Source organism: Mucilaginibacter sp. (assembly GCF_041663085.1).
GTDB lineage: Bacteria > Bacteroidota > Bacteroidia > Sphingobacteriales > Sphingobacteriaceae > Mucilaginibacter.
In genome coordinates this window covers 1-11159 of sequence record NZ_JBAZRC010000012.1, presented here as the reverse complement: position 1 = coordinate 11159, position 11159 = coordinate 1, and the positions used below count along the sequence as shown (strand labels likewise).

Sequence of the window (11159 nt, the reverse complement as noted above, 5' to 3'; positions counted from 1 at the left end):
ATCAATCTATTTTATTTCAGAATAACATTACTTTTGTTTAGTTTAACCGTTCACAATAATTAACATGGGTAGAAAAAGCCTTAAAGAGGAAAGACAATTAGAAATTATAAAGACTTTTTACAAGGTTGCTAAAAAGGAAGGGTACGAGAATACCTCTATTGCCAAAATAGCTAAAGTGATGGATATTAACCCAAGCCTGGTTAGCCATTACTTTGAAACAAAAGAGGACTTAACCTATGCATTGATAGATCATATACTGGAGAGGTACCTACTTATCTATACTATCAAAAACAAACAAGAGGTTACACTTACAGATCTGCAAAAAACAATTGAAATGCTTTTCTCAAAAAAATGGAACCTTTTATTTGATGACGGGCTGTTCTACACATTTTATGCACTGGCCTTTAGAGAGAAAAAAATTAAAATGAAATATAAAGCTATACTGGATTCCCTTCGCCTTGCCCTTTCATCAATGATAGAGCAATGCAATACAAAGCAGTTAACACGTGTTGCAGAACCTAAAACTGCTGCCGATCTGATATTTGTGCTGGTGGATGGTGCGTATTTTTACCTTTCGCTTGAAAATGATAAAAAAGCCTACGCGGCAAGGCTGGAGTATTATAAGAACAGGGCCTACCAAATTTTAGGGATGGAACATTCAATCCTTACGGACGAGGCTTTGAGTTAATAAGCGGCGACCTAAAGCATAAACCCCTATAAACATCCATAGTAAGTTGGCTACTGCATTTGGCATATCATCACTATCAACAGCTGTAGCTACTAAACATAGCCCACCCAGAATATTTAATAACTGAAAAATGCGCGATTCGGCAGTAAGCACTTTCATACTTAACAGCAGGTACCCTACTGTGCAAAACGCAACACCCAGCCAGCCAATACCTGATAATATAATTTGCTTCATGCTATTGGATTAAGTTCTTATCAACACAGCAAGATTAATTAAAAATGGAGATAACCAAAATATTAATATTAACCTTAACAATTTGCTAATAGCAGGAATATACTTTTGGCCCCTGACAAGGGTCATGGCAATGCCCCACACCCTGTTTACCACCTCCCTAAAACAAAAAACAATATATATGCGTATCATAAACACTTTACTTTTAACAATGCTAAGCCTTACTGCGTTAGCGCAGACTAAACCAAAGGTTGTATTGGTTATTGCAGACGGTATACCCGCCGACGTGATAGAACGCCTGCGCCCCCCTGCCATGCAGCAAATTATTAACGAAGGGGCCTACACCCGTGCCCATGTTGGTGGCACAAAAGGCACCTATACCGAAACACCTACCATATCGGCACCCGGCTATAACGATATGTTAACCGGCACATGGGGCTATAAACATAATGTTTGGGATAATGATAACCAGCACCCTAACTATAATTACCCCACCATTTTTAGGCTGTTTAAAACAGCAAGGCCAGCCGGCACTACTGCCATATTTTCTACCTGGGTACAAAACCGGAAGATGTTACTGGGAACGGGCCTGCCGCAAACACAAAACCTGTCTGTAGATTATGTGTATGATGGCTTTGAAAAAGACACCGCACACTTTCCGCATGATAAAGCCGGCCTTTACATGAATCAAATTGATGACCATGTTGTGAATTGTGCCGATTTGGTTATCAGGGAAAAAGCGCCCGACCTGTCATGGATATACCTGGAATACACGGATGATGTTGGCCATAGCAAGGGCACAGGGAAAGAGTTTGATAAAGCTATTGGCCTTTTAGATGAGCGGATGAAAAAAATTGCTGCCGCCATTCATTACAGGGAAGCGAAATTTAAAGAAAAGTGGTTGCTGGTGATCACGACCGACCACGGCCGCGACCCGGTAAACGGGCACGGGCACGGTGGCCAAAGCGAACGCGAAAGAACCACCTGGATGATATTGAATAAGCCTGTTACCAATGCTTATATGAAGTATGCCCAACCCGGCATTGTAGATATCCTGCCATCTGTTGCCAATTATTTAAACATCAACCTGCCTGCTCCAATAAAAAGGGAACTTGACGGCGTACCTATCACCGGCCCGGTATCATTAAGTAACGCTACGCTGGATACAACCGCACAGGGATTCACCGTAAAATGGAAAACATTTGCACCTGCCGAAAAACTGAAAGTATATATCACCTATACAAATAATGTAAAGGAAGGTAAAGCCGATACCTACAAGCTGATAGGCACGCCAACCTCTGGCGCACAAAAATTCAGTTATACTTCTGCCGGTTTAGTTGGCCAGCCTTTTTATAAAGTTGTAATAGAAGGTAAGCACAACACTGTAAATGTTTGGCATGTTGTTAAACCTGTAAAATAAAACAGCCACGGCGAATGGTTTATCCACTGCGTCTGATACACAAAAAAGCAAGCCTCTTAGAGAAATCAAAGAGGCTTACTTTTTAAATTAGCTATAGCAGCTCAATCCTGTTCCAGTATAGCTATCCCCTCTTCGTTACCCTGTTGCGCGGCCAGGTCAAAAACCGACATCCCGCGGTTGTCTACAATAGCTTTATCAGCACCATGCGCCAAAAGGATCTTTATAATATCGTTACGGCCAAACATGGCAGCAAACATTAGCGCTGTGCCGCCATTGCCATGCTGCAAATTGGGGTTCGCACAATAGTCAAGCAATAGCTCGGCAATAGCCGGGTACCCTTTAAAGCAAACACCCATAAGTGCGGTGTTGCCGCCAAAGTCTGAAGCGTCCACCTCGGCGCCGGCCATAAGTAAAAGTTTTGCGGCTTCGGCTTTATTATTATAGCATGCAATTATGAGCGGGGTAAACCCTTTTTCATCCTTCGCATTAAGGTTTGCCCCCGAGGCTATCAGGTCTGTAAGCAATTCGATATTTCCTGAACGGGCTGCGCCGGTTAATTGTGTAATAATTGGGTCCATATATATTTTGTAAAAATAGCCTGTGCGTTCGCACAGGCTATAGAATTAATTTATGCAGGTATTAATCTTGGTTTCTCGCGTTCCCAAAAACGGTGCTGCGCAATCATCTTCACAAAAAGGCTTGCAAATTTATTACCGGCATCACCCAGCAGCACACCTTCGCTCAGCACAGTTTCCTCACTGTAATCGGGCGGAAGTTTCTTACTAAAATAGGTTGCATCTAAAACCTGCTTTGCATCATCATGCGCCGCAATGGCCTTGCAATGTTTAAACGCTTCGTTCAGGAAATGTACCGCGTTGGCTTCTGCCTCCAGGGTTGCCACAGCGTTGGTACCGCCGGCAACATAAACCGCGTCAAATAATACCGATGCTGCACCCAAAAAACTTTGGTCAACTTCTATCTGCGCATCATTCTCGGCTGTAATGTACCCTTGCCTTGGCGCAATTATTTCTACTACGGCCCCTTCGGCAGTCAGTTTATTTTTAATATTTATGATGGATTCCGCATTAGCGCCATCTGCAGTCAGTATAGCAATTTTGCGGCTTTTGATAGTGTTTTTAATAGTATTGGCCATGCTTAATGCTGCAGACCGGGCAATTGATCCATCAACCTGTATTGACTGGTATTCGGAAGGGTCGCCATCAGCAGGGATACTTTGGTTGGAAGGCAAATCGGCTTTTGCCGGCAGGTGCAGGCCTAAACCAAAGGCTACTTGCGTTGCCAGCCCTTTATCTATTTGCTCCAGTATGCCCAGCATACGCTGCCTGATGGCAACCGTTTTTACTTTACCCAACTCAAAGGTAAGGGCATCAACAATGTGGTTCTTCTCCGGGTCCGACTGGCTGTTGAAGAAAAGGCGTGCCTGGCTAAAGTGGTCAAAGAAACTTTTATTCCTCCTGCGTAATTTACGCGCCTCTATCCGTTCCTGATAGCTTACAAAACCACCATCCGCTTCTTTTACTTGTTGCGGGTCATTATTCCCCAAAGAGTTTGGGCTATAGCTGGTTTTACCTTTATTAATGATTTGACGCATAAAACCATCGCGCTGGTTATTGTGCACAGGTACAATAGGGCGGTTTATAGGGATCTCCTGGAAATTTGGCCCGCCTAAACGGGTTAACTGTGTATCCGTATAAGAGAATAAACGTCCCTGTAAAAGCGGATCGTTTGAAAAATCTATCCCCGGCACTATATGGCCAAGGTGAAAAGCGATCTGTTCTGTTTCTGCGAAAAAATTATCGGGGTTACGGTTCAGCGTCATTTTACCAACGCGCTGCACCGGCACCAACTCTTCGGGCACCAGCTTTGTTGGGTCAAGCAGGTCAAAATTAAATTTAAACTCATCTTCCTCCGGAATGATCTGCAGGCCAAGCTCCCATTCAGGGAAAGCACCACTCTCAATAGCATCCCACAAGTCTCTTCTGTGAAAATCGGGGTCTTTCCCGGATATATTCTGCGCTTCGTCCCAGGCAACGGAGTGTACGCCCAGCAAAGGTTTCCAGTGAAACTTAACAAAACTGGCTTTACCCGCCTCATCTATTAAACGGAAGGTATGCACACCAAAGCCTTCCATCATACGCAGGCTGCGTGGCAAAGCCCTGTCGCTCATGGCCCACATAACCATATGTGCCGATTCGGGCATCAGGGAAATAAAATCCCAAAAGGTATCATGTGCAGAAGCCGCCTGGGGGATCTCGTTATCCGGCTCGGGTTTTACCGCATGTATCAGGTCTGGAAATTTAAGGGCGTCCTGTATAAAAAACACGGGCATATTATTGCCCACCAGGTCAAAATTACCCTCTTGCGTATAAAAACGTACGGCAAAACCGCGTACATCACGCGCCAGGTCGCTTGATCCGCGCGAGCCGGCTACTGTAGAGAAGCGTACAAATACCGGCGTTTCCCTTTCAATATCGTTTAAAAATTTCGCTTTTGTTACGCCTGATAACGACTCATAAACTTTAAATACCCCGTGCGCACCGGAGCCCCTTGCATGCACCACACGTTCGGGGATACGTTCGTGATCAAAATGCGTGATCTTTTCCCTCAGGATAAAATCTTCCAGTAAGGTAGGGCCGCGGTCGCCTGCTTTAAGCGAGTTTTGGTCGTCATTTATATTTAAACCGGTATTGGTATTCATCCGTTCGCCGGTTGCATCTGCCGTATGTTCGGCCAGTTGCGTTGTTTTACTATTTTCGGGTTGTGCGGCTAACTTCTTATCTATTGCCGTTTCTGTACCCAGCTTTGGGGGGGTGTTTTTCTTGCTCATGGTATTGTGTTAAGCTTCGTTTGCAGCCAGGTAATTAATATCGTTCTCCGCCGCCCCGGTTAATTTCTCATCCGCGGCTTTTTCCTCCGTAAGGGTTTGATAAAGTAATTCGGCCACATCGTTTAACCCAAGCGTTTTAGCCAATTGGGTTAAACCGCCATACGTAGCTATTTCATAATGCTCAACCTTTTGTGAAGCAAGGATGATCCCTACATCGCGCGTTGCGGTGCCGGGTTCGGTGCTTTCTATAATGCCTTCACCCTCTTTGGTAAGGCCTTCCATAGCATCACATTTTTGCGCCTGCACTTCCTCGCCCAGCAGTTTAAATACCTGTTCAAGGCGTGTTACATGTGTTTTGGTTTCTTCCAAATGGCCTTCAATGGCGCTCACCAGTGTTTTTGAAGTAGCTGCTTTTTGCATTTTAGGCAGCGTTTTTACCAGGTGGTTCTCTGCCCAGTAAATGTCTTTAATACCATCGGTAAACAATTCCAGTAAGGCAGGCTCGGCCTTTGGTGATGTTTTGGTGCTGAATTTAGGTTCCCCTGTTTCTTTGCTCATGACAAATTTTTTAAATAAGTTAATGGTTGGCCTGCCGGGAAAAAAGATTGGGAACGGCTAAAATAAATAGAGCAGACAGGCAAATAATAAACACAATAGTTGTATGATTGTTCACTAAATTTATCGTTATAATTAATATTTATATTGGGGAACATATTGCAATGTAAATTATGCCGGGATACAGGGCGTGTATATCCATCTCCATTAACAGCCGGTTACTGGGAACATATTCATCAGGCGAGCCCGTCCTGTCTGTTATTTCCCCGTGTTCCGTCGATCGCTTTCCGCTTTACGTCGACTTTTTTTAAATATTGCGGAAGTATTTATTCCTTTGCCCGGTAAAACCTGTGGCTATACACGCCCGGGCGTATAGCTGTTTAGCTTGTTGTTAAGAACGATGTGATGAACCACGATCAAAGAGAATTTTTAAGGTGCGGCAAGTGCTCGCAGCCCTTTCACTATAAATTGCCCAGGAACTGGTTTGGGCAAAACCTTTTATTTTTTATACCCATAAAACGATATTTTTGCGCTAAATGCCTTAAATCCAGGTATCGTATCATGTCGGCAAAAAAAGAAAGGTTATATAAAATATAAGCCGGCACTACCTTGCAAACATCCTTGTGGGCACAAAATTTAAAATTGGTATAAAATTTCATTTTTTTAACGATTTTTGGGAGGCCCTGCCGCGCTCTATTATTGCTGCCTGTAACTCACAATTACCAACCCTATGCCCAACCAAAATAACTTAGCCGCCACCAATATAAAAGGGTTATCAAGAAGGATACTTATTGCATTTATACTATTTGTAATTGCACTGGCAATTGCCGCATTGTTTGTACACAGCTCCATTTCCAACCAGCTGGCCAATCTTTCAAAACAAACATCGGGCATTGAGTACGATGAAGCAAAATCACAAAAAGCCTTACTGCTGCTTCACGAAGCCGAGGATGATTTCCAGGAATCGCTTTTAACCGGCGATACTGCAAAAAGCAACTCATACCGAACAAAACTTTCGTTATCGTTTAACCTGATAGACGGGCTGCTTAAAGATGATATAGATACAACAAAATTATCTGCCGAACAGCGTGTTAAAGTAAGGAGCTTGTTTTTAAAGAAACTCAAACTTTCTGATAACCTGTATATTTTAAAACATAGTTTCGATTCTCTCTTAAAAAAGCCTTCGGCTGCCGATACATCAAACAGCGGCTTAACCACGGCTGCCCCATACATACGTACAGAGAAAGTAACAAACAGTATTGATACTGTAAAAAGTACCGCCAAGGTTACTAAAAAGGGCTTATTTGCGCGTATAAAAGATGCTATTACCAACAAAAGCGGCACCACAGGGGCGCCTAACGTTACGGTAATTAACTACAACCGCAGCAAACGGATAATTGATTCGGTAAACAAAATAAATGCTAAACGCAGCAAAAACTTTTACAACAAACAGCTAAAGCAACTGCAACAACATAATTTAAAGCTGTTTACCACGCAAAAGCAAATGATAATGCTCAACACGCGCATTAATAATGAGCTGGAAAGGATTGTAAGTGATGTAAATAATATCAACCTCAACATTATCAACGAGCTGAAGGAAAACGCGCTCAAAAGCTATCGCGACACCACCGCTTTATTAAATAAGTTTTACCTGGCCTCGCTTTTAATGGTGCTTATATTTGCCACCCTGCTTATCATATTTATCATCAACCTTAACCGGGCCGAAGAGTACTTATTGCGCGAGAACCAACGATCGGTAACCATTGCGCAGCAAAAGATGGACCTGCTGCTGCACATGAGCCACGAGGTACGCAACCCGCTTACCGCTATTAACGGCTTCCTGTACATTTTCAGCCGTTCAAACCTCTCGGCCAGGCAAATAGATATGCTGGGCTCTATCAGGCTCTCGTCAGACATGTTGTTGCATACCTTAAATGATACGCTTGATGCCGCAAAGATGGAAACCAACACCTTTAAAATAAACAGCGACCCTTTTAACCCCAACACTGTTTTAAAAGAAGTTGTTGAAAGTATGGAGTTTAGCGCCACCAAAAAACAGCTAAGCCTTGCCTATAATTTTGAGGGGAATAAAGAAGCGGTGGTACTGGGCGATAGCTTCAGGCTTAAACAGGTAATGGTTAATTTATTAAGCAATGCAGTAAAATACACCAAACAAGGGGGCATAACAGTAAAAGCACAGCTTGTACCCGCCAACGGCGTAAATAAGCTGCAAATAAAAATTATTGATACAGGCGCGGGCATCAGTGCTGAGCAGCAAACTAAGCTTTTCTCTAAATATTACCAGTCAAACTCTGCTAAGGGGCAAATTGGTACCGGTTTGGGCTTATACATATGCAAGCAGCTTATTCAGCTGCAAAACGGCGAAATAAAGGTAGAAAGCGATGAGAAAACAGGGAGTACCTTTAGTTTTATCATCCTATACAAAACCCACCAGCCTGACGAAAATGACCAGGCAACCAATAACCCGGTATGGAAGTTAAACGGCATAAGCATTTTAGCGGTTGACAGCAATGAGCTTAGCTTAACTTTCCTTAAAATGATGACCGCTAAGTGGAACATCAAATTTCACCAGGCATCAAGCGGCGATGAAGCCCTGCAAACAATTGCTAAAGAAACCATACAAATTGTATTGACCGATTTAAACCTGCCCGGCATGAACGCCACAGAACTTGTTGCAAACATAAAAAGTTTAAAAGCGCCGCTTAATACACTTCCTGTTATTGTAATAAGTAACGACGGCTTACCTGCCGACAGGGAAAAATATACAGTGCAGGGCTTTGCCGGTGTTTTGGTTAAACCATTTGTTGAGGCTGAATTAATAAAGCAAATTATACTGGCGCTGGGTTTATAAATTGTGGAATGGCGTACTACAATTGAGAAAATAAACACACATTTTAGATTTTACAGCACCATAAAAACTTTCATCACACTAATAATATATAAAAGCAATACCCTAATTTTAATGCACGGTATATACAGATACAGCCACCTGAGCATTAAAGGCAGGTAAAAAAGCCAGTTAAACATTGGCTTTAGTGTTTGTTGACCAATTATTGCTTACATCTTTGCCTATGTCAATCAATTGTATCATTGTGGATGATGACGAATTAGCCATATCTCATCTGCAGGTATTTATAAGTCAGGTACCGTTTTTAAACTTAATAACATTCTATCAGTCGCCCTCTGAGGCGCTTGCCGCTATAGAAACACAGGATATCCAACTGATATTTATGGATATTAATATGCCCGGTATTACAGGTATGGAACTTGCTAAAATGCTACAGGCTATGCATGGCGTTAATGCCCCCCGTATTGTTTTTATAAGCGGGCATGAAAAGTTTGCGCTGGAGGGTTACAAAGTAAACGCGCTCGATTACTTGCTGAAACCCGTGGGGTATGAAGATTTTTTAACAGCTTGCTATAAAGCCAAAACCTATTTCGCCGAAAAAGAAAAACCCGCCATACATAGCGATAGCTATGTAATAAACGATTTTATATTTTTAAAGGTAGAGTATGAAATGGTACGCATTTATTTGAAAGACATTTTATACCTGGAAGGCTTTAAAGATTACGTTAAGGTTTATTTAACGGGCAATAACGGCTTTTTAAAAGCTTTAACTACCATGAAGGGACTTGAAGAAAAGTTGCCTGTAAATGGCTTTATAAGGGTGCACCGGTCATTTATAGTTTCTGTAGATAAGATAGACGCTATCACCAAAAACACTATCAAAATTGGTAAAACCATTATCCCGGTAACCGAACAGTTTAAAGACGATTTCAGGAAGTTCGCGCATCAGTGGTTCTAACAAACACCTTTTCTATCTCTGTAAATAGTGCTTTTCCAAAACTTTTAGGAGTAGCCATGGTCTAACCTATCAACCTTTCTGTCTGTCATAACGGGGTATCTGTCGAACGTGGTCTTTAGCTTCGGCAACTCTTTTTTTCTTTGCATGTGAAGCCTTGTTTATCGTTACTGATAGCATGTTTTTCATAACAAAGGAGGGAAACGTAATGCATTTTATTTTACAACGCATGTTGCCAATGTTTGTAGTGCTGATGTGGAACGGCTGTATTATTTTTTTTGTATGGATTGCCGCCGATTATCATCGCAGGCACAAAAAGCGCCATCTGTACCTGCGCCAACCCGTTAAACTCAATCGCACGTCACGGTCATGAAATCAGACAACCTGGAAACACAAGATACTTTTTGCCAAACATTGATAGCTATAATGGCGCATGATCTGCGGCAGCCATTTGCATCTATAGTGATGACTGCCGATGTAATTAAACATACCCAGCGCCCTTTGGCTGTTGATGAAACGCATTTGCTTTTTGAAGAGCTGAGCAATACCGCCGCTAAAAGCATCAAACTATTAGATGGCTTGCTTTGCTGGGTAAAATCAAGAAAAGAAAACTCGGCCGGTAAAACACAACCATTGCTTTTGTGCGACCTGATACACGAGGCTAACGGTTTATACCTTTACGACCAGATAAGCAAAAACATTACCTTATATAACGTTATTCCCGAGCGCCAGCTTATTTACGCGCACAAGGAAATGCTGCAATTCATCAATCGCAATATTTTAAGTAATGCTACCAAATATTCGCAGCATGGCGGCATTATAGGTGTAACCTGCAGTGCAGACGAAGACTGGGTAACCGTTGCCTTTACCGACCGCGGCAACGGGATGACTGCCGACCAGCTGGAAACGCTTTTCCATTTGCAGGATACTGACACACAGGTACAGGGTTATTTGCAAAGCGCAGGAATAGCCATGAGTATTTGCAAGGATATGATAGCGCAGATGAATGGCCGTATCTGGGCTGAATCATCCCCGGGCCAGGGCACCACATTTTATTATAGCCTTCCGCAAAAAAAGGAAGCAGCACTTTAATACACCCTTAATATATAAAATATCCTATAAAGCAATACGGGTAAAACAATTTAATGTTATTTCGATTTACATATATCACCGCTAAAATAGGTGGCACAAGTAAATTGAAAAATAAAAAACGCATTGCCATACTTGGCGGGGGCCCCAGTGGGTTGTTCATGTTTAAACGCCTGGTTGATGCCGGCCGTAAGGATATCACCATAGCTGTTTTTGAAAAAAAACAGGAATTAGGCGCCGGCATGCCCTACAGCACCGAAGGTGCGGGTACTGAACATATCACCAATGTATCCGGTAACGAGATCCCGGAGTTGGTTACCTCTATTGCCGACTGGATAAAAACAGCGCCAAAAGCATTGCTGGACAAGTTTTGTATCACCCCCGAAATATATAACGATTATAAAGTACTGCCACGCCTGCTGTTTGGCCAATACCTTGCAGCGCAATTTGCCCTGTTACAACAAAAAGCAGACGAGGCGGGCATTGAATATACTATCCATTACA

The 11159-nt window shown here is 42.7% G+C and carries 10 protein-coding genes; 6 read left to right on the top strand and 4 right to left on the bottom strand.

Annotated elements, in window-relative coordinates; all coding sequences use genetic code 11:
• Positions 1-64 precede the first annotated feature (64 nt).
• Entirely contained in the window at positions 65-688 is a 624-nt protein-coding gene (locus WC615_RS04810) for a TetR family transcriptional regulator (RefSeq protein ID WP_372976999.1), read from the top strand.
• Here WC615_RS04810 and WC615_RS04805 read toward each other — a convergent pair.
• A complete protein-coding gene (locus WC615_RS04805) occupies positions 659-922 on the bottom strand; it encodes a hypothetical protein (RefSeq protein WP_372976998.1) in 264 nt (87 codons plus the stop codon). The two genes, WC615_RS04810 and WC615_RS04805, sit on opposite strands and share 30 nt — an antisense overlap.
• 178 nt (positions 923-1100) lie before the next feature.
• Between WC615_RS04805 and WC615_RS04800 the strand changes: the two genes are divergently transcribed.
• Positions 1101-2339 carry an alkaline phosphatase family protein gene (locus WC615_RS04800; RefSeq protein WP_372976997.1) on the top strand — a complete coding sequence of 413 codons (1239 nt, stop codon included), beginning with the start codon at positions 1101-1103 and terminating at the stop codon, positions 2337-2339.
• Between the two features lie 101 nt (positions 2340-2440).
• Here the strand turns inward: WC615_RS04800 and WC615_RS04795 are convergent, their stop codons facing one another.
• Genes WC615_RS04795 through WC615_RS04785 form a run of 3 tightly spaced genes read right to left on the bottom strand, consistent with a single transcriptional unit; the run spans position 2441 to position 5745 of the window.
• The gene (locus WC615_RS04795) at positions 2441-2917 is read right to left on the bottom strand and encodes an ankyrin repeat domain-containing protein (RefSeq protein ID WP_372976996.1); all 477 of its coding nucleotides are present in this window, start codon (positions 2915-2917) and stop codon (positions 2441-2443) included.
• 50 nt (positions 2918-2967) lie between these two features.
• A complete protein-coding gene (locus WC615_RS04790) occupies positions 2968-5187 on the bottom strand; it encodes a catalase (protein WP_372976995.1) in 2220 nt (739 codons plus the stop codon).
• Positions 5188-5196: 9 nt separating this feature from the next.
• The gene (locus tag WC615_RS04785) at positions 5197-5745 is read right to left on the bottom strand and encodes a ferritin-like domain-containing protein (RefSeq protein ID WP_372976994.1); all 549 of its coding nucleotides are present in this window, start codon (positions 5743-5745) and stop codon (positions 5197-5199) included.
• 727 nt (positions 5746-6472) lie between these two features.
• Here WC615_RS04785 and WC615_RS04780 point away from each other — a divergent pair.
• The 4 genes from WC615_RS04780 to WC615_RS04765 all read left to right on the top strand — a co-directional run.
• Positions 6473-8614, top strand: coding sequence for an ATP-binding protein (locus WC615_RS04780; protein WP_372976993.1), 2142 nt, complete (start codon positions 6473-6475; stop codon positions 8612-8614).
• Between the two features lie 220 nt (positions 8615-8834).
• Positions 8835-9569, top strand: coding sequence for a LytR/AlgR family response regulator transcription factor (locus tag WC615_RS04775; protein WP_372976992.1), 735 nt, complete (start codon positions 8835-8837; stop codon positions 9567-9569).
• Between the two features lie 366 nt (positions 9570-9935).
• Positions 9936-10658, top strand: coding sequence for a sensor histidine kinase (locus WC615_RS04770; RefSeq protein WP_372976991.1), 723 nt, complete (start codon positions 9936-9938; stop codon positions 10656-10658).
• 104 nt (positions 10659-10762) lie between these two features.
• Positions 10763-11159: FAD/NAD(P)-binding protein (locus WC615_RS04765; RefSeq protein WP_372976990.1), on the top strand; the 397-nt coding region annotated here is incomplete at its 3' end.